The sequence below is a fragment of the Bacteroidota bacterium genome, assembly GCA_018266755.1.
Taxonomy (GTDB): Bacteria; Bacteroidota; Ignavibacteria; order Palsa-1295; family Palsa-1295; genus JAFDZW01.
Genome location: JAFDZW010000006.1, coordinates 195,688 through 219,943 on the forward strand (window position 1 = coordinate 195,688; position 24,256 = coordinate 219,943).

Annotated in this window: 17 protein-coding genes and 1 tRNA gene; 9 read left to right on the plus strand and 9 right to left on the minus strand. The window is 56.1% G+C overall.

The window, feature by feature from the left end; all coding sequences use genetic code 11:
* Positions 1-409: 409 nt before the first annotated feature.
* Positions 410-481: transfer RNA gene (locus JSS75_13180), tRNA-Lys, on the plus strand.
* Between the two features lie 56 nt (positions 482-537).
* On the plus strand, positions 538-1,179 hold the full coding sequence (locus JSS75_13185) for a hypothetical protein (protein MBS1904654.1): 642 nt from the start codon (positions 538-540) through the stop codon (positions 1,177-1,179).
* A gap of 153 nt (positions 1,180-1,332) precedes the next feature.
* Here JSS75_13185 and murA read toward each other — a convergent pair whose 3' ends face one another.
* Both murA and JSS75_13195 read right to left on the minus strand, forming a co-directional pair.
* Positions 1,333-2,646, minus strand: coding sequence for a UDP-N-acetylglucosamine 1-carboxyvinyltransferase (murA, locus tag JSS75_13190; GenBank protein ID MBS1904655.1), 1,314 nt, complete (start codon positions 2,644-2,646; stop codon positions 1,333-1,335).
* Positions 2,647-2,699: 53 nt separating this feature from the next.
* Positions 2,700-3,743 carry a hypothetical protein gene (locus JSS75_13195; GenBank protein MBS1904656.1) on the minus strand — a complete coding sequence of 348 codons (1,044 nt, stop codon included), beginning with the start codon at positions 3,741-3,743 and terminating at the stop codon, positions 2,700-2,702.
* Positions 3,744-4,037: 294 nt separating this feature from the next.
* Between JSS75_13195 and JSS75_13200 the strand changes: the two genes are divergently transcribed.
* The 6 genes from JSS75_13200 to JSS75_13225 all read left to right on the plus strand — a co-directional run bounded on the left by JSS75_13200 (position 4,038) and on the right by JSS75_13225 (position 13,704).
* Positions 4,038-6,161, plus strand: a complete 2,124-nt coding sequence (locus JSS75_13200) for a hypothetical protein (protein ID MBS1904657.1) — start codon at positions 4,038-4,040, stop codon at positions 6,159-6,161.
* Positions 6,162-6,235: 74 nt separating this feature from the next.
* Positions 6,236-7,696 carry a tRNA (N6-isopentenyl adenosine(37)-C2)-methylthiotransferase MiaB gene (gene miaB, locus JSS75_13205; GenBank protein ID MBS1904658.1) on the plus strand — a complete coding sequence of 487 codons (1,461 nt, stop codon included), beginning with the start codon at positions 6,236-6,238 and terminating at the stop codon, positions 7,694-7,696.
* 204 nt (positions 7,697-7,900) lie between these two features.
* On the plus strand, positions 7,901-10,192 hold the full coding sequence (locus JSS75_13210; GenBank protein MBS1904659.1) for a TonB-dependent receptor: 2,292 nt from the start codon (positions 7,901-7,903) through the stop codon (positions 10,190-10,192).
* A gap of 5 nt (positions 10,193-10,197) precedes the next feature.
* On the plus strand, positions 10,198-11,034 hold the full coding sequence (locus tag JSS75_13215; protein MBS1904660.1) for a DUF4249 family protein: 837 nt from the start codon (positions 10,198-10,200) through the stop codon (positions 11,032-11,034).
* Positions 11,035-11,071: 37 nt separating this feature from the next.
* Positions 11,072-13,168, plus strand: coding sequence for a hypothetical protein (locus JSS75_13220; GenBank protein ID MBS1904661.1), 2,097 nt, complete (start codon positions 11,072-11,074; stop codon positions 13,166-13,168).
* A gap of 263 nt (positions 13,169-13,431) precedes the next feature.
* Complete coding sequence (locus JSS75_13225; protein MBS1904662.1) at positions 13,432-13,704, plus strand: HU family DNA-binding protein; 273 nt, start codon at positions 13,432-13,434, stop codon at positions 13,702-13,704.
* 89 nt (positions 13,705-13,793) lie between these two features.
* On the opposite strand, the gene JSS75_13230 is transcribed toward JSS75_13225, so the two are convergent.
* The 7 genes from JSS75_13230 to JSS75_13260 are packed head-to-tail and all read right to left on the minus strand — an operon-like array spanning position 13,794 to position 22,467.
* Entirely contained in the window at positions 13,794-14,405 is a 612-nt protein-coding gene (locus tag JSS75_13230; GenBank protein MBS1904663.1) for a hypothetical protein, read from the minus strand.
* Entirely contained in the window at positions 14,399-15,778 is a 1,380-nt protein-coding gene (locus tag JSS75_13235; protein MBS1904664.1) for a hypothetical protein, read from the minus strand. Before JSS75_13235 ends, JSS75_13230 begins: the two co-directional genes overlap by 7 nt.
* The gene (locus JSS75_13240) at positions 15,775-17,508 is read right to left on the minus strand and encodes a PD40 domain-containing protein (GenBank protein MBS1904665.1); all 1,734 of its coding nucleotides are present in this window, start codon (positions 17,506-17,508) and stop codon (positions 15,775-15,777) included. The genes JSS75_13235 and JSS75_13240 overlap by 4 nt, the downstream gene beginning before the upstream one ends.
* 46 nt (positions 17,509-17,554) lie before the next feature.
* The gene (gene bshB1 / locus JSS75_13245; GenBank protein ID MBS1904666.1) at positions 17,555-18,310 is read right to left on the minus strand and encodes a bacillithiol biosynthesis deacetylase BshB1; all 756 of its coding nucleotides are present in this window, start codon (positions 18,308-18,310) and stop codon (positions 17,555-17,557) included.
* Between the two features lie 24 nt (positions 18,311-18,334).
* Entirely contained in the window at positions 18,335-19,789 is a 1,455-nt protein-coding gene (locus tag JSS75_13250; GenBank protein ID MBS1904667.1) for an amino acid permease, read from the minus strand.
* Between the two features lie 9 nt (positions 19,790-19,798).
* A complete protein-coding gene (locus tag JSS75_13255) occupies positions 19,799-21,535 on the minus strand; it encodes an Ig-like domain-containing protein (GenBank protein MBS1904668.1) in 1,737 nt (578 codons plus the stop codon).
* A complete protein-coding gene (locus JSS75_13260; protein ID MBS1904669.1) occupies positions 21,532-22,467 on the minus strand; it encodes a GDP-mannose 4,6-dehydratase in 936 nt (311 codons plus the stop codon). The genes JSS75_13255 and JSS75_13260 overlap by 4 nt, the downstream gene beginning before the upstream one ends.
* 148 nt (positions 22,468-22,615) lie before the next feature.
* On the opposite strand from JSS75_13260, the gene JSS75_13265 reads away from it, so the two are divergent.
* Positions 22,616-24,256, plus strand: a complete 1,641-nt coding sequence (locus JSS75_13265; protein MBS1904670.1) for an arginine--tRNA ligase — start codon at positions 22,616-22,618, stop codon at positions 24,254-24,256.

A 24,256-nucleotide genomic window follows, 5' to 3' on the forward strand; every position in this document is an offset into this window, starting at 1 on the left:
GGTTATCATTATCTCTGCTTACGCTATCAATGAAGATTACTCTAAACAATGGATTGATTACTTGCTTCAACAGCTACGAAACTAACGATCCTCATACCCCTCAATCCTGCGTAAGCGAAGTAGATAAGACGCCCCGCCTTTTCAAGGCGGGGTTGGGGTGGTTGATTCCAATCGATCACCAACCTCAAATGAGGCTACCCAACATAAACGCTGATTTATTAGAACTCTTCACTATCTGCATAGAGAGGATATGAATAATTCACCCCATCGCACAACCGAACCGGGGAAGTTGACCGAATCGGCCCCTTGGCAAGCAGGACGGGGTTGCAACTGTAGGCAGGGCACTCAGTTCTCCAAATCCACGTTATACGCGGTCTCTCGTTATACGTTGGTATTTCGGGGGTTGGCAGAGCCCGTAGCTCAGTGGTAGAGCATCTGACTTTTAATCAGAGGGTCGTCGGTTCGAAACCGCCCGGGCTCACAATGATGTTTTTGCGTTCTGGTTATTACGAAGCATTCATTTCAATCACAACAACTATGAAGAAGCACTTTTCTTTCTTTTCGTTGCTATTCGTGTTTGCCCTCGGCATCACGTTGGCAAGTTGCGGTGCGAAGCGCGACGAAGCGCTCGTGACGGAGTTCAATGCGAAGAAGGCGGAAGCCGATAAGGTCATCGGTGACGATACCAAGCAGGCTCAGCAGATGATGGACGATCACAAGGCCTGGCTTGCCAAGCTCGACGAGGCTGCCAAGGCCCCGAAGGCCGACACCGCGAAGATCGCTGCATTCAAGGCAGAGATCAAGAAAATGGACGACATGATGCCGGCCATGAACGCGATGCATGACAGCCTCAAGGCATACGCCAACGCCAAGACCGAGACGAACGACGAACTCAAGGCTGCAATCGCCGGCTTGAACGCACAGCTTTCGGCATGCACCAGCAGCGCTTCGAAGGCAATGGACGATCACAAGAAGCTCGGCGCCGACATCACGGCGTTCATCGCCGGTCCGGCTCCGGACGCTGCGAAGCAAGAGCCCGCAAAGAAAGAAGCTCCGAAGGCCGCTCCGGCCAAAACGGCTCCGGCTGCAGGCAAGGTCGATCAGACCAAGCACGAGACCGCAAAGACCACCCCGGGTGGCGTAGTCGGCAAGAAGACGACCGGTATCAAGAAGCAATAAGTGCTTCACTGAAGCGTCTACTAAAAAGGCGGGGTGTTACCCCGCCTTTTTTTGTACGACAACATCAATATTTCGTAGGGGCGAGGCATGCCTCGCCCGCAACTCTCGCACACACCCCGTCCACGGGCGACGCATGCGTCGCCCCTACGAACCTCAGGCCTGGATCCGTTCGATGCTCACGCCGAGCGCCTGCAGTTTGCCTTGAATATTCTCATACCCACGTTCGACGTGGTGAATGCCGGTGATCGTGCTCGTGCCGTTTGCGATCGCTGCGGCGATGAGATAGACAAACCCTGCGCGAAGATCTGGGATGACGATATCCGCGCCTTTGAGCTTCGACGGACCGAAGATCACCGCTGAGTGCGGATACGCAAGCGTCGTGAAGCGGCACTCTCCCCCGCCGAGACAGGAATTATAGAGCTCGATATGCGCGCCCATCTTGCGAAGCTCTTGCACATAGCCGAAGCGGTTCTCGTACACCGTCTCGTGAATGACCGAAAGTCCTTCGGCTTGCGTCATCATCAGCACCCACGGCTGCTGCCAGTCGGTCATGAAGCCGGGATGAACGTCGGTCTCAATGGCGATGGCTTTGAGCTTGCCGGTATAATAGAAGCGAATGCCGTCGTTCGTAATATCAAAATCTCCACCAGCGCGGCGAAGTTGGTTCAAGAACGTGAGCATCGCCGACTGGTCGGCATCTTCGATGAACACATCCCCTTTCGAGGCCACGGCCGCGCACGCGAACGATGCCGCTTCGATGCGGTCGGGCATGATGCGATGCTCGGCGCCGTGCAAGCGATCGACACCTTCGATGATGATGCGGCGGTTCGTGCCCATCGAAATGATCGCGCCCATCTTCTGCAAGAACTTGATGAGTTCGACGATCTCGGGCTCGACGGCCGCATTGTCGATGATCGTCGTGCCCTTGGCGAGCGTCGCGGCGATGATGATGTTCTCCGTCGCGCCGACGCTCGGGAATTTTAACTCGATATGTTCGCCGCGCAGCGAATCGGCGTGGCAGTGGTAGTACGAATCCTTATGCTCGATATGCGCGCCCATCTTGCGGAGCGCGTTGATATGGAAATCAACTGGCCGCGCGCCGATCTTGTCGCCACCCGGGATCGGGACACTCGCCTTGCCGCTGCGATGCAGCAACGGTCCGATCAGGAGGATCGGGATGCGGTTCAGCAGTGCGAATCGGTCGGGAATGACGGACGTCTCGAAGGTGGGAGTATGCGGCGTGATCGTGCCGTGCGCGTCGGTGCTCGTGGCGATCTTCGTGCCGAGCGAGCGGACAATATCGGAGGTGATCTCCGTTTCGCCGAGCGTCAGCGGTGCGTTCGTCAGGACGCTCGCAGAATCGGCAAGCGTCGACGCGACGATGAGTTTGGAGATCAGATTCTTCGTGCCGCTCACACGAACAGAGCCGTGCAAGGGTTTTCCACCTTCAATGCGAAAAGCGTCCATGGATCAGAGTGAAGTGATCGCTACAAAAATACCACGAGACGCCCGACGGCAGTCTAATAGTTCTTGATGATGATCGGTTCGGCACCGGCCTTCTTCGTCATATCGTAGATGCGAAGCTTTACCCCGTCGGCTCCGTGCTGTACTTGCAGCATCATCGTTTCTTTCGCATTGGTCGTGACGTCGATGCCATTCGGAAGCATCGTGATATTCTGTCCCTGATAATCGTTGACCGCAAGCACATCCCCTTTCCGTTCGTAGAAACAACGGCCGTTGATCGACGCGCCGATCATGGTCACCGCGCCCGTATCGAGTGTCTTGGTTGTCGGACTTACCGATTCCGGCGTCGTCATGTCCATGACTTTCAGTTCGTTCGTCGTTCCGTCACTTTCGAGTACAAGCAGTTGCTTGTTATCGGGCGTCCACATCGCGGCAGCGATCGAATGGGCTTGCGGTGCGGAATACAGCGGGAATCGCTCGGTCGTCTCGACATCCGAAATGAATAATTTAGAACCGGCGGCATCGCTCATGAGTACATGCTTCTGGTCGCGCGACCATGCGTGCAACGAGTAGTTCTTGTCGTTGGCGAATACCAGTTCGGAGATATTCTGTGCGACATCGTACCGGTAGAAATCCATCTTCGCAGGATTCGTCTTGTTCGACGAATAGTAGATATAGCGTCCGTTATACTGCGCGCCGACGATCGTGTTCGCGATACCGTCTCCCGTCGGCGTGAGATCCTCCGGCACGGTTACGCCGTTATTGTCGATCTTATACAGATGATAGTCTGTCGGGTGTGCCGCCGATGCGCGCATATAGATCAAGAACGGTTTGCCGGGGACGCCCACGAACCGCACGACCGGAGCATCGGAGAATTTCGTCACCTGCGTCACCGCGAGCGTTTTGACGTCGATGGCGAAGATATTCTTCACCCCGCCGTCGTCCTTCCCAAGGTAAAAAATGCGCTTGTCATCGTTGGCATAGCACACGTTGATACTATTATCCTTATCAAGCGGCGGCATGACGTGCCAAAATTGACCGTACGAAATGGCGGACGAAATGCAGAGCAGTGCTGCGGCGAGGGTGAGACGGATCTTCATAGTTGTATCCTCAAGAATAACAAACGCTTCCCGCTTGACTTAACGAAAGGGATAGGTCAGTCATTCCTGAATTAGGCGCAGGATGGAGTAAACCGGCTGCCTGTGCCGGAGTTGATTTACGGACCTCGATCTGTGCGGAGAACGAATCCCTGAGAGGAGAATCTGAGCTTCTGGAACGTACTTGAGCATTAGATGGTGAGCTTTGGAGATTTGCCCGCTGGAATCTTTTGTGTCGTTGTCACTATTCTGAGTGCAGTAATGTCCAAGCGTCCAATCACTCACGAGGTCGTACAGATGAAACACCGGATCCGGTTCGCACTTCTCGTCCTTCTCGTGCAGGTACTGCCGCACGCAGATGCCGTCGCGCAGTGGAAACAGCTCAACGGACCCGGCGGAGGAAGTATTGCCGCGTTTGGAAGGATCGGACGCCGGGTACTGGCCGCAACGAACTCAAGGGTCTTCGCATCGACCGACGGCGGTCATCACTGGTCGCCTAGTGATTCCGGGGTCGTGGGCAACTGGATAGGATGCTTTACGGTAGCCGGTTCGAGCATATTTGGAGGCGCAGACTCCGGCGTGTATGAATCTCTCGATAGCGGTGCAAGTTGGTCGATGATCTCTTCTGACCCGAGACTTCTGAACGTGAATGCCATCGTACTCCTCGGCAGCGAGCTGTTTGTCAGTTGTGCCCAGAACGGAGTGTTTCGCTCGCTCGATCATGGCCTCACGTGGAGTAGCGTTAGCCAAGGCTTGCGATACCGAGACGGCATGACTTGCCTGGCTGTGTCCGACACAACGCTCTTCGCTGGTAGCGATAGCGCCATCTTCCGCTCGAGCGATCACGGGAATTCCTGGACCACAACCACGCCATCGTCGTTCAACAACATTACGGCTCTCGCTGTCAGCCAGTCTGACATATTTGCGATCCGTGGTGATGGGCTCTTGCACTCGACCAACAACGGCAATACGTGGGATTCGACAGTAGCCCCGCCTGACACGATCGGATTTTCTCAGTTGAAGGGATTTCGGGCTCTTGTCGCAGACGACACGAGCCTTCTGGTTGCCAGCAAGGGAGGAGGATTGTACAAGCTTTCCCGAAGCGAGCAATGGGGTGTAAGCTACCTCGGTCTTTTCATGCAGTATACCGATGTAGTAACGCCAACTGACAGCGGTTTGTTGATCGGCAGAGACTATCGTGGCGTCTATCGGAGCGGCAGAACCGTTCGCGAATGGCCCCAATCAAATGACGGACTCACAAGCGGTTTTGAACGGTGTGTCGCCGTCGGGGATTTCGGCATCCTAACGGCCGGCGCTGGTTGGAGCCATTTCGCTCGCTCCACCGACGACGGGCTACACTGGGTGCCAAGTGACTCAGGTTTGCCCCCCGACGGAATTCCGGAGATCGGGGTCGGAATCATCGGCTCTATCATTCCACAGGGCCAGAGCATATACGCTTGCACCGACGACGGACTGTATCGGTCAAGAGATTCCGGTGTGAGTTGGTCGAGCCTTACCTCCGAACTAATCTACCATAGTGCATACGGGTTTGCACAGGTTGACACGACGCTATTCTTTTGCACTTATGATGGACTCTATCGCTCGACCGATGACGGATTGACATGGCAACTTACCGGGTTGAGCAACAAATCCATCGGGACCTTCACCCCGATCGGGCCCTACCTGTTTGCCGGCGGCACCGAAACGGGATTGTATCGGTCGTCCGATGCCGGAGCGACATGGAAGACCGTGAACACCGGTCTGACTAATCTTGAGATCATGTGCATGACTTCCGTCGGGCCACATCTCTTTCTCGGGACGTATGACGGACTCTTTCGTTCGGACGACAACGGAGATCATTGGGCAAACATCAGCGCGAATTACGGGTTCGATACGACGATCGAGACAATGGCGGTCATCGGATCCACAGTATTCGTTGGCACGGTCGCTCGAGGAGTGTACGTCTCGACAGACTTCGGATCGAGTTGGAAGAGCATGAACGAAGGGATGGGAATGACCTCCCACGGTAAAGAACGGAGCATCTTCAACCTGGCCGTCCGGGGGAAAGAACTATATGCAGCGACGTGGGGAGCCGGAATATGGAAAAGGGATGCCACTGACCGCTCGGTGCCGATAACCTCAAATAGCGGCGAAGCAGCTACTATTGCACTTCGGGCACTGCCACAGCCTTCCGTTGGCAGAACGTCGTTCACTCTGACGAGTACACGCCGGCAGCATGTCGAGGTTGTGATAACGAACATTCTCGGCTCCGAGGTCTCCACCCTCTACTCAGGCGATCTCGACGCAGGTGACCACACGTTCAACTGGGATGCCGCCGCACTGTCATCGGGTAGCTATCTCTGCGTGGCCCGTACAGCTTCCGGCGAGACGAAGACACTCTCGATCCCATTCGTGCACTAAGACTCCGGGCCGCGCTTTGTGTTGCCTGCCAGAGCCCCGAACCCCTCCGGCTCCGAGAGGGTTTATATACCGCTATGTCGCAACGAAAAGTCTATATCGAGACCTATGGCTGCCAGATGAATGTGGCGGATACCGAGGTCGTGCTCTCGGTGCTCAACCAGGCGGGCTATACGCCTACGGCCGAGCTCGATGAGGCTGATCTTGCCCTGATGAACACCTGCGCCATCCGCGAGAACGCGGAAGACAAAGTGTGGAACCGCCTCACCCACTGGCGCAGCCTCAAGAAGCGCAAGCCTGAGATGGTAATGGGCGTGCTGGGTTGCATGGCGGAGCATCTGCGAAAGGACCTGCTGAAGAGCGACAAGAACATCATCGATCTCGTCGTCGGCCCGGACGAATACCGCAAACTTCCGCAGCTCGTCGAATCGACCCGCGCCGATGGCGAAGCTGGCATCGCCATCAAGCTCTCTCGAACAGAGACCTACGACGACATTCTTCCCTTCCGTGCCGAAGGCATCAGCGCGTTTATCTCCGTGATGCGCGGCTGCGACAAGTTCTGTACGTTCTGCGTCGTGCCGTTCACGCGCGGCCGCGAACGCTCGCGCTCGATCGCGTCGATCGCCGACGAATGCAAGCAGCTCGAAGGGCAAGGCTTCCGCGAGATCACACTCCTCGGGCAGAACGTGAACTCGTTCGAGGACGAAGGCAAAGACTTTTCCGATCTGCTCGCCGCATGCGCAAAGGCAGTCCCCAGTGTGCGCATTCGTTACACTACAAGCCACCCGCAGGATTTCGACCAGAAGCTCGTCGATACGATGGCCTCGTACGACAACATCTGCAAGTATATCCACCTCCCATTGCAAAGCGGCTCCGATCGCATCCTGAAGCTCATGAACCGCACGTACACGCGTGCGCACTACATGAGCATCATCGAGATGATCAAGAAGGCAATGCCACAGGCCGCGCTTTCGACCGACATCATCGTCGGCTTCTGCACCGAGACGCTCGAGGATCATCTCGAGACGATGGCGGTGATGCGCGAGGTCGAGTACGAGGGTGCGTATATGTTCAACTACTCGCCGCGTCAGAACACGAAGGCGTATGACACGCTCGAAGACGACGTCCCGCTCGAAGAAAAGACACGTCGGTTGAACCAGATCATCACGTTGCAGAACGAGATCTCGACTCGCAAGAACCTTGCCGAGATCGGCGCCGAACACACCATTTTGGTCGAAGGCCGTTCGAAGAAGAACGAGTCCGAGTGGAAAGGCCGTACCGATACCAATAAGATGGTCGTCTTCCCGCGCATTGACGCCGAGGTTGGCGAACACCGCCGTGTGCGCATCCTGCGTTCGAACTCTGCGACACTCTTCGGCGAGCTCATTGATGTGAAGGTATCTGCCCATGTTGCCGAGCGCGGCCACGACCGCGGCGAAGTCGTGTATGATCTTACCCCGCTCCTGATTTCGACGGTCGAACCGAATGAGCAAACGGGCCTCGAACAGCCCGGGACGATCCTGCCGATCGTACAGTAGGCCGCAATCCACCCCAAGAGGATTTTCCGTACACATTCTCGGATGTGTGTAACAGGCACGTGCTTGCCGCGTAGCATAGCGCAAATCGTATTTCGATTATCACATTCACGTTCGGCCGATATCGGCCACCGGCTCGCCCGCGGACCGGCAATTTCACTCAATATGACATACAATATTCCCCCGAATACATCGTCTGTTGTGGCGATGAAACGGATACTTCTACTGGCAACACTCGCGCTACTCACCCTGGCGACGACAGCATTTGCAGCACCGACCGAGCCTGTTCGCAGCGCAATCGTCGTGCCACCCGATTCTGCTTCGGCATTACTTTCCGGCTTCGTGAAGGACTCGGCAAGCGGCGAGACGATCATCGGCGCTACCGTTCGCGTGCGGGCGCTCAAGCGAGGCGCTATCACGAACAAGAGCGGGTATTATGCACTCTACCTGCCGCCGGACGAGGACTTGCTCCTCGAAGTCACGTCGCTAAGCTACAAAAAGTACTCACAACGCATCCGACTGTCGGACGGCGAAAAACGCACGCTCAACATCTTGCTCGCGCCCGAAAGCTTGCAGGGCAGTGAGGTGGTTGTCGAGACCGACCGATTCAAGGATCGACGCGAATCGCCGCAAGTCTCGACCGTCGCGATCCGCCCGCAGGAAGTTGCCGGTCTGCCGAAAGCAGGCGAAGCGGATATCTTCCGCATCCTACAGCTCATGCCCGGTGTGCAGACGGTGAGCGAGATCTCAGCCGGCCTCTATATCCGAGGCGGTTCGCCGGACCAAAACCTCATCCTGCTCGATGGCAGCACCCTCTATAACCCAAACCACTTTTTCGGTTTCTTCTCGACGTTCAATCCTGATGCGATCAAAGATGTCGAGCTGATCAAAGGCGGCTTTCCAGCACAGTACGGCGGAAGACTTTCTGCGGTGCTCAGTGTCACGAACAACGACGGCGACCTTTACAACACGCACGGCACGGCGTATCTCGGCCTCATCTCAAGCCGAGCGTCGATCGAAACACCGGTCGGCAACGGCGCGATGACGTTCTCGGCCAGACGTACCTATCTCGATGCCATTCTCGGCGCAACGGGGCTGCGCGAAAGCCTGGACTTGCCGAATTACTATTTCTACGACCTCAACGGCAAGTTCGTGCAGTCGCTCGGAGATAATGACAAGATCGCCGTCTCCGGCTATGGCGGACTCGACAAATTGTATTATGATAACGGAGCACAAGCGTCACAAGTAGACATCCGCTGGGGCAACCAGTCGGGGTCGATCAACTGGACACACTTGTTCTCTGCCGATCTTTTTACGAAGTTCAACTTTACCGGGAGCCATTATTTTTCCCTGCTCAAATTCGGGCTCGGAGCCTCATCATTCTCCTTCGACAACCAGATCTACGATTACTCGCTGCACGGCGATCTCGAGTACATTTCCTCTGCTTCCAACGTGCTCAAGACCGGCATTCAGCTATCGAAGTATAACTTCCTGCTGAAAATCAGCGCCGGCGACAATCCCCCGAACGCGAATATCGATCAACGTCCGTGGTATTATGCAGGATACGTCTCGGACGAATGGAAAGCGACCGACCGCCTCGCACTGACGCCCGGTCTGCGTGTGGACGGTATTTCCACCCGCAACGATGTCGGCATCGATCCGCGCATCAGTGCCCGCTATATCGTCAATCCGGACCTGACGATTAAAGGCAGCTACGGCATCTATCACCAATATCTCGATCTCGCATCGAACCCGCTGTTCTCTGCATTCGATCTGTGGATGCCGGTCGATAGCACACAGGCACCGCAGCGGGCCGAACAGTACGTCCTCGGATTCTCGACCGTGCCGTTCGAAGATTTCACACTCGAGGTCGAGACGTACTATAAGAACATGACAAACCTCGTCGAGTTGAAGCCGAATATTATTACTGGCAGCAAACTCAGCGACGTGTTCTTCGTCGGCAACGGGTGGTCGTATGGTTTCGAGATCTTCCTGCAAAAGCAGATTGGCGATTGGACCGGTTGGATCGGCTATTCGCTCGCATACACACGCCGCAAATTTCCGGCCATCGATAACAACGCTCCCTTTGCACCGACATACGATCGGCGCAACGATCTGAACATTGTCGGCAGCTACCACATCAACGACCGCTGGACCGTCGGCGCAACGTTTGTGTATGCGACCGGCCAGCCCTACTCGCAGACTACCGCGCTCTATGAGGCATACGAGCCGGATTACGGCGGAAAGTTGATCCCGATCAGCGGCTCGAAAAACGGACTGCGCCTTGAGCCATATCATCGCCTGGATCTCTCGGCAACCTACAGCTTCGGTTTCTTCAGCGACAAGAAGAACGCGCAGTTCGACATCGATATCTATAATGTCTACAACCACCGTAACGTGTGGTTCCGACGCATCAATACCGATACCGATCCGGCAACGAGCGAGGACGTTCGCTTACTGCCGATCCTTCCCACATTCGGTCTCACCGTAAAATTTTAAGCGCCATGAAGAAATCACTCATTACTCTGCTCCTTGCCGCTGCTGCATTCGCCGGTTGTGACGGCGCGATCGAATCGCAATATGCCCCTCAGATCGTGATCCAAGGGTTCATCTATCCCGGCGAAGGGATCGATTCGGTGATCCTGCACTGGACGACCGAATACACCAAACCCTTCAGCGATTCTGCTTCTGCGATTCGTGGTGCAAGCGTGACGGTCACGGTCGATGGCACCGACTATTCGCTGTCGGAAATCCCGAACCGTCCCGGTCGCTATTCGCTGCCGAAATCAGCACTCACCGTCGAAGGCGGGAAAACGTATTTCCTCAAAGTGACAGCCGGCGGACAGACTGCGACCAGTGCGACGATCGTCCCGATGCCGATCCAGATCACCAATCGCGAGACTGCGTTTCCGACAGATCGCATCCTGATCCTCGATACGACCAATGCGACGAACTTCAACTTTACGTTGAAGGGTGGTCCCGTCGACGAGCCGAATCGGAAATACATGCTTCAGATCACGGCGCTCGATACGACATTCGGGAAGATCAATACCGGCGTGCAAGGCCCACCGGTGGATACGAATGCATACGTCCGCTACGGCTTTATTCAGACGGCGCCGAACATGCAGATCTATTCTCGCTTGTTCGGCTGGTTCGGCCCGAATCGCATCACGCTCTTAGCGATGGACACCAACTGGGTCGATTACAAGCGCGCCATCGGTTATGGCGCCGAGACGATCATCCCCTATCAGCCGTCGCTTAATCACATCGATGGCGGCATCGGCTGCTGGGGCAGCGCTGCGCGCGATACGATCACCGTGTTCGTCAAGCCGAAGCAATAAGTAATCTGTACCGATCTTCACTGGTATATTCGTACTTGTGAAGAGCGTCGTCGCTGTCATTGTATTTCTCCTTCTTGGCGTATCGACAGTCTGGGCCCAGACGTTCGATACGCTTGCGCGCTCGTGGTGGCATCCGGGAGCGGTGAGTTCGCTGCCCGTAATCGACTCGATGACGCAATTCCATGATGTGCGTTCGCTCGAGTTCGGCTTCGATCATACCAGTTCGCTCTATAATTGGTCAGCGGGGTCGCAGCTCTCCTTTCATCCGCAGGACCCGCTCAGTTATCACCCGTCGATCTCCTTCTCCAGCGAAGCGCGTTCGGAACTTCGTCAGGATACGCGCACCCGAACAAACGAGGGGACGGCGTATCTGCGCTCCGATTTCCCGGTCGTCGCGCGCACGCTTGGGCTGAGTACTACGCTCTTCGGCAATACATATTCGCTCAATCAACCGCAATCGGCGCTCGGGACGATCTTCTCTTCGCTGCAACGCGTGAGCGACGGCTATGCACTTGCCGGAGCCGACTATGCTGCGCTCGACGAACTGAATGTCTCGGCAAGCGCAGGGCTTGCATACAAATCGTTTCTCTACGGCAAATCGACCGGCAGCATTATCCAGGCCAGAGCCGAGACGGAGCCAATCAGTGTCGCCGACGGCTCACTGCTCGATCTGAGCGCCCGCCTCGATGAGCGCCGCTTCCCTTCGCTCGGCGAAGCCGGCCGCAACGACGGCGCCCGAATCCATTATGTGACCTCGCTCGGTGACGGAGGTTCGAACGAATCGTCGATCGGCTTCACGCTCAAACGGCAGGATTTTTACTTCAACGTCGATTCGCTCGCGCCCTATGCACGGCAAGAACGCTCCGAGATGACCGTGGACATTCGTAATTCGCTGCATTACCCCATTGTCCCCAGGCGGCTCGATTTTCTTTTCGACGGCACGGTCACGCCGCGCACGATCGACCGTCAGACCAAGGGGATCGACCTTTCGACGACCCCGACAAATTTTCTCACGTCCTCATCGTTTTTGCTGCCATCATCGACGACTGCATTCGATCTGGATCTCTCGAGCCGCCTGCAATGGTCGCCCGCTGCATGGACGAACGGCCGAGCGCCGACATTTGGCGCCTCGGTACGCTACGTCGAGAATTCACAGACGAACGACGTCACCGCATCGGCATTTCCGTTCGCGTCGAACACCTTGCTCAAGCGGCTGTCGGATATATTCGAAGCGACCAGTTACGATGGCAGACAATCGACCGCAGGTATTGACATCGGTATTCCGGTCGCCGCACGCGACTCGATCGTCGCACTCGTTTCCTCACGGCTCTTGCGCTACGATACGCCGAGCCCGGATAATCACGATGACCGCGATGAGTTATATCTGAACGCGCTGTTACTCTACACACATGTGTTCAACGACCGGTTTTCGGCTTCGGCGCAGTTGCGGCTCGCACGCAGTCATTTGGTGTATCTCAAAAGCGACCGCAGCGCACAGAACTACACGGGAAAGACAATCTCGTTTACTGGCTCGACGCTCTTCGAGAACCGATCGCTTCGCAATGTCCTCTCGGCAGAGGTGTTTTCGAATTATGCCGTGTATGATTTTACTCTGCCGACGATCGATCCGATCGCGGGTCGCGATTACCTCATCCGCGGCGTCAACGGCAGCGATAGCGTGCGCATCAGGACCGGCCGCATGCCGTTATTTCCGCGGGCCTTCGGCGCCGTATCGTCGAATGTAACGGTGGGCTTGTATGAACGCGGCGCATATAACGTCGATGCGTTCAGCGAGCGTCCGTTGCTTCGTACCAGCGAGATATCGGGCGAAGTAACGTTCGACATCGACGACCGCTCGGCACATTCGCCGACGCTTGTCCGCCTTGGCGCACGGGCGTTCTATCAATTACGATCCGCACCGAACACTGCGATCTCGACATCGCTGTCGCTGCAGGAACGCATCGCCCGTTTCGGTCCGCTCGTCGTCGTGGTGCTCGATGATGTCGATGCGTTGGGGCTTCGACTCTATGGAAGTTTGTGGTACAGCACACTCGTACATGACGAGTACGATGCACATCGATCGTCGAGTGCACCGCTTGTCGAAGGACGATTGGCCGCACGCTGGACATTCTGATTTTTTGCGGGCACGACAATTCTTCCTTATCTTTGTATCGTCTACTTCCCCAGCGCGGAACGCCCGCCAGACGGCACTCTCAACGGGGTGACCCCATCGGTCGACACGCACCGGAGCAGTATGCGAATCGCTGGAAGCATTTGCTTCGACGAGGTAATTTTTGTTGTATATTCGAGTTCCTTTCTTTGCTGCCATGATCATACGATGCGGGACAGAGAAAGAAATTCGTACGCTGTTTTACACTCTCATTCATACCACTTCTTATGAACAAAGCAGAACTCATTGATGCCGTGGCGAAAGCGTCGGGACTTTCGAAAGCAGATTCCGACCGCGCGCTTGGAGCCATCGTTGAAACCATCACCAAGACGCTCAAGAAGGGCGGCGCGGTGTCGCTTGTCGGATTCGGCACGTTCAAGGTGTCGAAGCGTTCGGCTCGTACGGGCCGCAACCCGCAGACCGGTGCAACGATCAAGATCGCAGCACGCAAGGTTCCCCGCTTCGCTGCCGGTAAGGGCCTCAAGGACGCTATCAAGTAAGTCGTTATTGCACGATAGTACGAACACGCCCGGTCGAAAGGCCGGGCGTGTTTTGTTTTCGGCCAATTGCTCCGTGCCGACCCGCTGCGTTAGAGGTCCCGGCCGGATCGTACATGCATCTCGATCGGCGGCGCGTGTTGTTTCCAGACCGGACCAAGTACCGTAACCTCCGTCCCCTCGCCCGAGCGAATCCCGAGATCGTCGGATTCCATGCGCATCGAATGTCGGCGCAGCACCGTATCGCACCCAACGGTCACCTGCAAAAAATCTTCGTCGTTGTAGATCGTTACAAGCGCATTCGAATCCTGTGGGAATCGGAATGCGGGGTTGCGTTCGAGCCGTGTGTTTGCCGAATCGAGCGCCATGCCGCCTGATGTGTAGAAGTGCAGGATGAGTCCGGAGTCGCGCACCGTCTCTTCGATCGTCGGTCGCAGCAAGAGCGCGAATCCTTCTCCACCGTGCGTTCGGACGATCCCACGCCAGATGAATTGCGTATACTCCAGCGAAGTCATGCCCACCACCGAGTTCGGTTTCATTTGAAATCCATACGGGACACGCTCGACACTATGCAACGCCGTAAACACCCTGCAATCGACCGGATCGCTCGATGCGATCGTAAATCGATACGGATCGGAACAACCAAGTACCGATACGGCGAGCGCAGCGCAGACGATCAGCATGCGTGTACCACGGACTACCATTGCTCGTTGATCCTTTCGAGTTGATGAACTCGTTCGGGAGTGTTATAGCGGTCTTTCAGACCAAGCGAAAGGCCGAGATAGAACGAGCTGAGTTCGCCACGGATCACACTGGCATTATTGGTAAAGATCCTCGGATAGAACGCACCGCTCGATCCTGCCGCGTACCCAGCATTGATCCCGACGGTGATGTCGCGAAATGTGTTGAGCTTCAAGCGTGCGCCAAGGTTGATGAACGACGACGGATAATAGTTGGCTTCGATGAATGGCTCGACCGTCAGATCTTCGGCGATCAAATATTCGCGATATCCAAACCGCAACGGCAGCACACTCATAAGCGCTTGATCGTAGCCAAGCGCAAAGAACTTGAAGAGCGACGTCCCTGCCCAAAACTTCCCATTGAGAATGCCCAACGGAAAATGCGCTGTCGCGACCTGTACTCCAACGCCCGTAAACGGCAGACTGACATTTTTCGAAAAGAGATTCGAGTACCCGGCCGTGCCGTAATACAGATCGACGTCCACGGCCGACACCTCGACGGCAGAGTGCAGATAATCGATCCACTCATGCTCGGTCTCGGATACTTTGTTGACAAAATCGAGCGCACTGACGCCGAGACCGGTATAGACCGTCGTGATCGAATGTGCCGTCGCCCCTTGTGGCAACGCGCCCTGCCATGTAAAGCCGCTTGCGAGGCCGAGATACCCACGAATATTGAAACCGCCAAACGAGCCGAACGTCAGCTCGCCCCCAAGATTTACATACAACGACGGATATAAACTTATACCGAAAAACGGCGATGCAAACAGAAACGGCGCATGGTCGCGGAACCAGTACCGCTTGCGAATGTAGAGGTTCGTCCCGACGCTCGTAAGCGTGTTCGACGAATCGGTGTTCTGCGCAATGCTTTCGTATGCGCTCCAGCCGATCGTCCAATTCGGCGCATCGTCGAACCATCGCAGCCGGTATTCCAACGGCAGCACGCGAACGAGGCGGCCTTTGAACATGCTATTCTCTCGCGGGGCTGCAAGACTTTTGATCTCGTTGGAATCGAGTAAGGTATAGACGCCGAGCAACCCCGCGCCGAGGCCCGGCCCGCTTGCGCCGGTGATGAACCCGCCGAATTCGAACAAGCCATATCGCAGGAAGTCAGGGTACTTTCGCTCATACGTCGAATCGTAGGAGATCGTCCCGTTATGTACGCTCGTTAGCCGCGATGATGGGAAGATGACGCCATTGTCGTCGCCCGGGACATTCCGCACGCGTGCACGGTACGAAGTATCCCGTACGGTGATCGTATAGCTGTCAAGTTCGGTGCGCGTGACGCAGCCGGCGAGCACCGTCCCAAGCAATAGCAGCAGAAGCAGCGGCTTCATCGAGTAGTCTCCTTCCCAAACACTTTGACAAATTCCACGCGCCGGCACCGCAGACGGTACGTCTCGTCATCCTCCCCTTCGCGCCGTGCAACCGGCGACGTGCGGCCTTTCGAGGCGATCACTAATAATTTGGCGGCGATCCCCCGCTTCTCGAGTTCTCGTGCGATGAAGGTTGCACGGCGCATCGCCAGCGCCCGGTTGTATTCATCTGTCCCGAGCGAATCGGTATGACCATAGAGCAACACACGGTTCAACGATGACGAGCTCGACTTGATCGAATGTGCCAACAGATCGAGCGATGTCTGCCACTTTGTGTCCGAGCGTTTCCCTCCGTCGTCATAGACGAAATCGTACGGATGCGCATCGTCATCGAACGGGAAATTGATCCGCAGTACAAGCGTGTCGGGGACCGATAGCGGCGGCACCTCTACAACAGGCTCCGCTTCGTGACGAAGATCGACACGGTGCACATCGTAGAACTTGTCCTGTACGTCCGCGCCGACATCGTATTGCCGACCGTTCTGTACTGTAAATGCGTATGCGCCTGTAGTATCGGTCGGTTTTCGCGCAATCTCGGTATCGCGTGCGACATCGCGGACAAATACTTCCGGCGAACCGCTGCGGTCGAGCTTCGGAAGGAGTACGTGCCCGTGCAGTTTGATCGAATCGGGAAGCTGCCGCGGATCTGCTGAGGCAACCTGACGATCAATCTTCGTGCGTCGAACCTCGAAGAGATTCATCCCTTTAAAGTCTGCCTTCTGACTTGAACTATAGAAGAACTGCGAGTCGCTCAACTCGTAGGGAAAGACTTCGTCGGCTTGCGAGTTGACAGGCGCTCCGAGATTGCGAACATTCTTCCAGTCGGTCGTTGTACTAAAGAGATCGTAGCCGCCGACGGTTGCATGGCCATCCGACGCAAAGAAAAGGTTTTTCCCGTCGCGCGAAAATGAAGGGGTGATCTCATCACACTCGGAATTCACGGGGCCGGGCAGCGCGGTCGGCTCGGGCCACACCACGGAGACCGAAGCACGGCGGCTCATCCACAGATCGGTGCCGCCGTATCCGCCGAGGCGATCCGAAGTAAAGACCAGTGTTAAACCATTCGGCGAAACGGTTGGCTGCCCGTCGAAGGCATTCGGCTGATCGACCGAAGAAAGTCGTTTGATATCGTCAAGCGTCGCAATATCTCCGGCAACCGAAATGCGCGCAGTATAGAGATCGTAATCGTCGGCATCGTCATTCGGAGCTTTCGCGGTAAAGTAGAGCAGTCCATCGGCCACGCTGTACCAGCATGCGCCGACAGTCTCCAACGAATCGGTCCCTTGCACTTCACGAAGCGGCGAGAACTGCAGATCACCCCCGAACGTCGAGAGCAGGAGGCGTTGATGTTCGTAGATCGAATCGGCATCGCGTTTCGGCTGGCGGCCTGCTCCGCGCGACGTACGTTCTGCGCTGATCGCCGCATGCGATTGGTCGAGGAAGACGATCGCGTTGTCGTTGAAATCGGAATTGACCGGAGACGGCAGCAGATCGATGTGATACCGATACCCGTCGCTCTGTACGTTCGCCGTATCGAGCCCCACCCCGCTGTATTGGCCGGGTTTGCACTCGATCGTCGGCACGTAACACGGAGTCTCGTGCAGCGCCGGCACTTGTGACGAGCATGCGGCAAGCAGCCCGACCAAGAGGATCGAAACCGAAGCTGCGACGATGCGAACGTGGGTGGTCATACTAAGAGATATCGGCGAAACAACGCAGACGCAACGGTACTACGACCTATGCGATCCGTTTCGTCACGATATCGAAGATATTCGTAACACCCGGCGTCCCCTGGCACCAGAACGGCTCGCCGAATTGCGCGCCGATCTGCATCCCATAGTGTCGGGCTCGGGCCTCGATCCATTCGTAGAAGCCCTTTTGAGTAAGAAACGTCTCGCGCTCGTTTGTTTCAAGCGCTGCGCCGCGTGCTCCTCTGCCGAACTGCGATCCGTATGCCTGCACGCAGCGCAGACGATCGTCGAACACATTCGTGACATCCATGATGATCTTCGGTTCGAAGACATATGTCTGCATAAAATGCAGGACAAGCAGCGGACGATACGGCTCCTGCGGTTTGCCGTCTTCACCGAGTGTTTCGATTTTCGCCAGACCGGAATAGAATGCGGCACGGTGCGTCAACTCGGCAGCCGCTTCATGATCGGGGTGGCGCTCGCTGAAATGCGGACAGAACACGATCGACGGGCGCGTCGCACGAATCTGGCGAATCACGGCATGAATGGAATCCTCGTCAACAGGAATATTGCCGTCGGAGAATTGCAGATTCGCACGATAATCGAGTTCGAGAATACGCGATGCTTCGGCGGTTTCTTGCGCTCGTGTCTCGAGCGTTCCGCGAGTCGAAAGCTCGCCGAGTGTCAGGTCCAGAATACCCGTTCGCTTCCCGCTGCGTTTTGCGGCAAGGAATGTGCCGGCACAGGAGAGTTCTACATCGTCCGGATGCGCTGCAATGCCAAGAATATCGAGTCTGTTCATACGTCTCGCTACGGTAAGGAATGATTATGATCGTGCGTCATGCGCTGCTACCTCGCGCTTGTTCTTCCAATAATAGTAGAACGGCACGCCGCTCAGGACGAGCAAAACACCGGCAAGACTGCTGATGATCGGCTGTTCCCCCGCATTGTACGCGGCGATATCTTTGATGAGTGTCACAACGAGGTAAGAAGTTGCAAAGATCACAAAGACTGCCGGGACGAATGGGTAGCCGGGTACCTTGAACGAACGGTCGCGATTGGGCTGACGCACGCGCAAGATAAACACGCCGAGCGCCATCAATACATAGAGTCCCCAATTGACGAAGATGTACATATCGAGCAGCAAATCGAACGAGCCGCTAAAGAGCAGGCACAATGCCCATCCGCCTTGCAGCCAGAGCGCGATGCTCGGCGTCTGATACCGCTCGTGTACCGACGATGCAGCGGGGACGAAGAGCTTATCGCGCGACATGGCATAATACACGCGCGCATTCGTCAGGATCGTCGAATTCGTCGTATCGAACGTCGAAAGCATGATCAGCGCTGCAATCACCCCTCCTCCACCGGCGCCAAGCACTGCGGTTACGACTGCGGAGGCAACGCGTTGATTCGGAACAGCCGCTATCTCTGCGACCGGAAGAATATAGAGGTATGCAAGATTCAGCAGAAGATATAATCCGGTGAAGACGAGTGTCCCGAGGATAATCGCCCGAGGCAGTGTCCGTTCCGGCTCCCTCACCTCGCCGCCGATATAGGCAACGTTCCCCCAGCCGTCATACGCCCAGAATGCTTTTGTGACCGCCGTAGCAACCGCCCCGAGCAGCGTCCACGACGAAAGTGTCGTTCCCTTCGGGGCCATGCTCGTCCAATGCGAGACCGACCCTACATGCGACCCGGCAATGAAGGCAACGGCGCAGATCCCAAGCAATGCGACAACCTTCGCAGTTGTCGAGATACTCTGAAGCATCGCGCCGACTTTCACACCCCGAACGTTGATATATGTCAGAAACACGACCAAGCCTGCAGCGATCAGCTTCTCGGTGAAATGTGCGAAGGGAAACACATCCCCGAGATACGGAATATGGAACGGTACTTCTGCAAGCGAGCCGAAGAGAACAGGCAGTGAGACGAACTCGCCGAGATATGTTGCGAAGATCAACGCTATCGCGGCGATCGCGCCCGAGCCGGCGATCATCAGGTTCGCCCACCCATAGTGGAAGCCGATAAAATCGCCGTAGATCTCACGAAGATATTCGTAGAGGCCGCCGGTGCGGGGCATCTGTCCGATGAGTTCACACTGCGTCAGCGCTCCGAAGAGTGTCAGGATCCCGGTACCGACCCAGACGAGCAGCATTGTCGCTGCACTTCCAAGTTCGGCGGCCATCGATACCGGCACGACAAATATGCCGGAGCCGACGACCGAACCCACAACGATCGACGTCGTCGGGTAGAGCGTCAGTGCACGTTTCAGATGCTTCATGATGGGTAGTTACTGTAATTGTATGTCGATGTGCTCGAGTGTCCACTTCGGGCGCACATCGATCTCATCGGGATAGTCGCCGCTTGGCAATGCAAATTTAAGAGGGATCGGCGTCCCGCCTTCGTATCCCCTATCCGGACGTTCGGTCAACCATGCCTGTACTCGATAACGATTTTTGGGGACTTTGTCGAAGACATAGTTGTGTGTTCCGGCTGGCAGAGCGAGCGTTCTGTTCCAGGCTCCGTCACTCGAGATAAGCCGGACAACAATGCTCGCGCCCGATCGTGACGAATCGGCGGTAGTGACCGAACCACTGACCGTTCCGTATTCGGTTCTCTCTGCGGTGAAGAAGTGCGTGATGATCGTGGTATCTTTATTCGCCGTTGCGTGAACCGCGGATGGTGGCACCACAGACGTACCCTTGAACTCGAACCGGTAGAGCGCACGTGGCAACAATGGTTGTGCTGTTTCCACACGCACGCGAATACCATCAAGCCAGGTGAATTGCAGTGTGACGGGCTTATTTGTCGAATCGAACAAGCGTACACCTGCTTCGAACGCCGCGGTATCAACGGCGTCGCTGAAACTAAGCACCTGCATGAACTCCGGCAGCACGCCTCGAATGCTGTCCGGGAATGGAATACCGCCGAAATGCGGAGCAGCAAATGTATCGCGCGCCGAGAGGGGGCGAATCCAACTGACGTTCGCACCGGTATCGAGTGCATTGCCGGCCATGTCATGCACCGAGGCAAGCGCAGTGAGTTTGTACACTGCGTTCTTCGACATCGGCGTACCGAGCATCAGCATCACAGTGCCCGCGGCCTTTTCGATATTTCCTCGGAATGCTGCGGCAACCGGAAGTCGCACACCAGTTGCGCTGTCTGACACAGTGAAATTCCAAGCGCGCACACTGGCGCTGTCAAGCGCTTTCGAGAATCGGGCCCGAATGTGATACACATCGTTGGCCTCGGCATCGGTGAGTTGTGGCTTCGACGTATCTGCCTTCGGCATCATGCGAATGCGAACACCATAGCGTGCGGCGCCCCGCAGTTCTACATCGCTATTCGGCATGCCATAGGCGTCGATCCCCGGATCGAAGACCCGATTGCGAAATTCATCGACGATCGCAAACATCCGGTACGTGTGCGATGGCTTCATCGCACGAAATTCGAAGACGCCCTTGTCGGTCGGTTGGGTAATATAATCGGGTCGAACGCGGTCGAGATGCAGCGTATCCGCCGAGATCGTGCTGATATCGTATGCGAACACCGACACATTCTTCAGGTCAACTGCTGCACCTGTTGTGATCGCCGGGAGGATATTCCCCTGAATAAATCCTGTGTCGATGGCCGGACCGGTCGAGAATACAAGCTGGTACGGTTCTGTCAGCGCGCCACCTCGGATCGTTTTCAGTTCTTTTGTCAGTGTCACGATATAGGTAGTGTTCGCACGAAGCGTGTCCGGAAAATTCACGGTGACTTCGTCATACCCCGACCAATCGTACTTGACGACGCCGCTCATATACGGCGTGATCGTAATCGCATTGGTAAACGAACTACGATCAAGATTGTGCTGAAACTGGAAGTGGAGTTTTGTCGTGCGCGAGACGTTGAGCGACTGCGGCGCCGGCGTAACCTCTTCGATTTTCGGAGGTGTTTTGTCCTCTTTTCCGCCGGGAGGCGGCTGGATCGCGGCGCAACCGGCGACCAGCAACAACAGCAGCAGCGATGCGAGGCGTCGCATCATGCCGTTAACATTTGCTTGAAATAGTCAGCCGTTCGGCGCAATCCTTCGGAAAGCGACACCTCCGGCTTCCACCCGAGTTCTCGTGCAGCCTTCGCCGGATCGCACACACTCCGCAACTGCTCACCGAGCCGTGCCGGAGCATACTCTGCCGTTGCCTTCGCATCACAGAGATGTTCATTGAGTACCGAGAACAGTGTGTTGACATCCGTCTCGATCCCGGTTGCAATGTTATACGTATTCGAAGTTGTCAGCGTATGTAACGCAGCGAGATGTGCGGCTGCGACGTCCGCAACATAGACATAATCTCTGGTTTGCTTTCCATCCCCGAAGATGTAGCTTTGGCGGCCTTCGATCAGTGCGTTGCAGAAGATCGCCACGACGCCCGCTTCGCCATGAGGATCCTGTCTGGGTCCGTACACATTGGAATACCGGAAGATCGTGTGCCGCATTCCGTAGGCTTTGCGTTCATATTCGAGATATAACTCTACGGAGCGTTTTGCCACACCGTACGGCGATTCGGGACGGGTCGGGTGCTCTTCGTCTGCCGGGAAATAATCTTGTTCTCCATAGATGGCTCCGCCGGTCGATGCGAAGATAAAGTGTTTCACCCCGAATTTGCGAGCCGCTTCCATAAGGTTGAGCGAACCAAGGATATTGGTATCGGCATCGGCGGCGGGGTCGGCGACACTTTTGCGGACGTCGATTTGCGCGGCGTGGTGGTCGATGATGTCGAAGTGGGAGCGTTCGCAGAGGTCTTCGACGAATCCGCGATCTTTGATATTGCCATGGACGAACTCCGCATTCGCGTTGACATTCTCGAGCTTGCCGCTCGAGAGATCGTCCAGAATCACCACCTCATGGCCGGCGCCGATAAAGGCATCGCTGACATGGCTTCCGATGAAGCCGGCACCGCCGGTAACGAGAATCTTCAAGTTCCTTCGATTGAAAGGGTTAAGTCCAATCCTATTGAAATTCCAATAGGTTAGGAGTATTAGAAGCGAAAACCGCGTTATTTAGTTTTCGTCTGCCGATGCGCCGCCTGGCGCCGACAGCGAGGATTAGAGTCTTGCGAACCCTGTAATGGACGAACAACTACAACAACTGTTTCTTTCGGCCGTCAAAGAGATCCATCCGGAATTTGCCGGAGCCATCGAGTTCACCGTTCCGCAGAATAGCGACCACGGTGATCTCGCCACGAATATCGCGCTGCAACTCGCGAAGCCGCTGAAGAAGGCGCCGCGTGCCGTCGCCGACGAGATCTCCGCACGGATCCGGTCCACGACAGGTATCGGCTGGCTCGATACGATCGAAGTAGCCGGACCGGGGTTTATTAATATCAAATTCTCGCAGGGACAATATTCCGACAGTCTGCGCTCTATTCTAAGCGCCGGACCGAAGTACGGCCGCTCGACGAAGTATGCGGGCAAGACGGTCAACGTCGAATGGGTCAGCGCCAACCCGACCGGCAATCTGCATGCCGGACACGGCCGCCAAGTCTGCCTCGGACTTGCGATCACGAACCTGCTCGAAGCGGCCGGGTACACCGTCGTGCGCGAGTATTACTTTAACAACGCGGGCAACCAGATGCGAAACCTCGCAATCTCTACCCGTGTGCGGTATTTACAGGAGCTCGGCGAATCGATCGAGTTGCCCGAGAATGGGTATCATGGTGTCGAGATCATCGAGATCGCCAAAGAACTCATCGCGCTGCACGGCGAAGGCTACCGTACAGCCGAGCTTTCCGCATTCCAGAAATTTGCAGAAGAAGCGAATTTCAGTCGCATTAAAAAAACTCTCGAACGCCTGAAGGTCAAGCACGACGTCTTTTTCAACGAACAGTCGCTCTACGACAGCGGCAAGATCGCCAATCTTATTGCCGAGTTGAAGGCCAAAGGGCTTGCATACGATAAAGACGGAGCCGTGTGGCTCAAGCTTTCGGAAATGGGGATGGAGCAGGACCGCGTGATCGTCAAGTCCACCGGCGAACCGACATATCGCTTGCCGGATATCGCCTACCACTGCGACAAACTATCCCGCGGGTACGATCATATCGTCGATATTTTCGGCGCCGATCATATTGCGACGATCCCCGACGTTCTGGCGACGGTAAAAGCGCTTGGATACAACCCCGCGAACGTAGAAGTGATCATCCACCAGATGGTGTCGTTCATGAATGGCGGCGAGCTAGTGAAGTTCTCGAAACGATCGGGTGGGACGTACACGCTCGACGAACTGATCGACGACGTCGGCGTCGATGCCGTGAAGTTTTTCTTCAATATGCGCGCAGTGGGGTCGCATCTCGAGTTCGACCTCTCGCTTGCAAAGGAGCAATCGGAAAAGAATCCGGTGTACTACGTGCAGTATGCACATGCCCGTATCGCGAGCATCCTGCGTTTTGCCGCAGACCAGCAGATCGATACGACGAAGCTCGCCGAGAGTAACCTCGACGTCCTGACCCACCCGAGCGAACGCGAACTCGTGAAGTTGCTCTCGCAATTCCCCACGCTCGTCGTGCGGGCGGCCGAAGGGTCGGCTCCGCACCATATCTGCGAGTATCTACGTACGGTGGCGGCAGGATTCCATAAGTTTTATCATGATTGTCGTATCGTCGGCCAGCCCGAGCCGTTGCAGTCGGCGCGTCTTGCGCTCGCATTGGCAGCGAAGTATGTGCTCGCGGCCGGTTGTACGATCCTCGGCGTTTCCGCGCCCGAGAGCATGTAA

Bases quoted from the DNA above. Each gene is read 5' to 3' on its own strand.
- JSS75_13200 (MBS1904657.1), top strand. From the start codon at position 4,038: ATGAAACACCGGATCCGGTTCGCACTTCTCGTCCTTCTCGTGCAGGTA.
- JSS75_13225 (MBS1904662.1), top strand. From the start codon at position 13,432: ATGAACAAAGCAGAACTCATTGATGCCGTGGCGAAAGCGTCGGGACTT.
- JSS75_13265 (MBS1904670.1), top strand. From the start codon at position 22,616: ATGGACGAACAACTACAACAACTGTTTCTTTCGGCCGTCAAAGAGATC.
- miaB (MBS1904658.1), top strand. From the start codon at position 6,236: ATGTCGCAACGAAAAGTCTATATCGAGACCTATGGCTGCCAGATGAAT.
- JSS75_13215 (MBS1904660.1), top strand. From the start codon at position 10,198: ATGAAGAAATCACTCATTACTCTGCTCCTTGCCGCTGCTGCATTCGCC.
- JSS75_13195 (MBS1904656.1), bottom strand. From the start codon at position 3,743: ATGAAGATCCGTCTCACCCTCGCCGCAGCACTGCTCTGCATTTCGTCC.
- JSS75_13185 (MBS1904654.1), top strand. From the start codon at position 538: ATGAAGAAGCACTTTTCTTTCTTTTCGTTGCTATTCGTGTTTGCCCTC.
- murA (MBS1904655.1), bottom strand. From the start codon at position 2,646: ATGGACGCTTTTCGCATTGAAGGTGGAAAACCCTTGCACGGCTCTGTT.
- JSS75_13255 (MBS1904668.1), bottom strand. From the start codon at position 21,535: ATGATGCGACGCCTCGCATCGCTGCTGCTGTTGTTGCTGGTCGCCGGT.
- bshB1 (MBS1904666.1), bottom strand. From the start codon at position 18,310: ATGAACAGACTCGATATTCTTGGCATTGCAGCGCATCCGGACGATGTA.
- JSS75_13210 (MBS1904659.1), top strand. From the start codon at position 7,901: ATGAAACGGATACTTCTACTGGCAACACTCGCGCTACTCACCCTGGCG.
- JSS75_13230 (MBS1904663.1), bottom strand. From the start codon at position 14,405: ATGGTAGTCCGTGGTACACGCATGCTGATCGTCTGCGCTGCGCTCGCC.
- JSS75_13250 (MBS1904667.1), bottom strand. From the start codon at position 19,789: ATGAAGCATCTGAAACGTGCACTGACGCTCTACCCGACGACGTCGATC.
- JSS75_13240 (MBS1904665.1), bottom strand. From the start codon at position 17,508: ATGACCACCCACGTTCGCATCGTCGCAGCTTCGGTTTCGATCCTCTTG.
- JSS75_13235 (MBS1904664.1), bottom strand. From the start codon at position 15,778: ATGAAGCCGCTGCTTCTGCTGCTATTGCTTGGGACGGTGCTCGCCGGC.